Raw genomic sequence first — 914 nt, forward strand, 5'->3', positions numbered from 1 at the left:
CATTCATAGTTTTCATGGTTGATGAGAATTCTTCTTTGACTCTTTCAAAGACCTTACCTTTTTCCATATTCAACAAACCAGCAACATTTTCAAAAATAAAACCGTTTGGTTTTATCTCATTTAAGAGAGATTTATAATGCATAAAAAGTGAATTTCTTGGATCATCCATTGTTCTGGCATTTCCTGCCGTAGAAAATCCCTGGCATGGGGGTCCACCAAGTATCCATAATTGTTTATCAAAATATAATTTCTTAAATCCTGATATTTTATCTGCTATTTTTGAAAAAGTTTCATTATCAGAAATGCTGCCACATAAAACTTCTTTGTGAACATTGTTTGAATATGTTTGTAGATATTTTTCTTCAATATCATTCGCCAATAATGGAGTCCATCCAGCCCATTTGAATCCTAGTCCCAGCCCTCCAGCTCCGGAAAATAAATCGATATAATAACCAGTATTACCTATCGCCTTCTCTATTTCTTTCGCAATCAGAAAAGCTAAAAATGGGGGCACTGCATTACCGATTTGGGTATTAATTGCTGTTTGACCTCCGAAGAAAATAAAATCATCCGGGAACGATTGTAGTCTTGCAGCTTCTCTCTGGGATAGAACACGATCTTGCTCATAGTGAATATGGCAACCATTCCCAGGTCGGTTAAAATATGTATTGATAGTATATGCAGGCATATCTGGAAGTAATCTACCGTAGTATGTTGAACGGCTTCCTTTTCCTTGTGCATAACTATCCCTAATTTGCTCTATTCTTTTAGACGGTACATCTAAAGGAATATTTTTCCAGTTGCCACCTGGCGGTACTGAGTTAACAATCATCATATCCAATTCACTTAGCTTTGCTGCCTTGTGATTGGGAATCATAAATGTTTCACTTTTAGTCATAATGTTGAAAAATCCT

General features: G+C 35.9%; 1 protein-coding gene. It reads right to left on the reverse strand.

Annotated elements, in window-relative coordinates; translation table 11 throughout:
- Nucleotides 1-898, reverse strand: an 898-nt coding sequence (dcm, locus tag RTW80_RS26150) for a DNA (cytosine-5-)-methyltransferase (protein ID WP_312720993.1), incomplete at its 3' end; no start/stop codon positions are given.
- Nucleotides 899-914 lie beyond the last annotated feature (16 nt).

This window comes from Escherichia sp. AM3 (genome assembly GCF_032029835.1).
Classification (GTDB): Bacteria; Pseudomonadota; Gammaproteobacteria; order Enterobacterales; family Enterobacteriaceae; genus Escherichia; species Escherichia coli.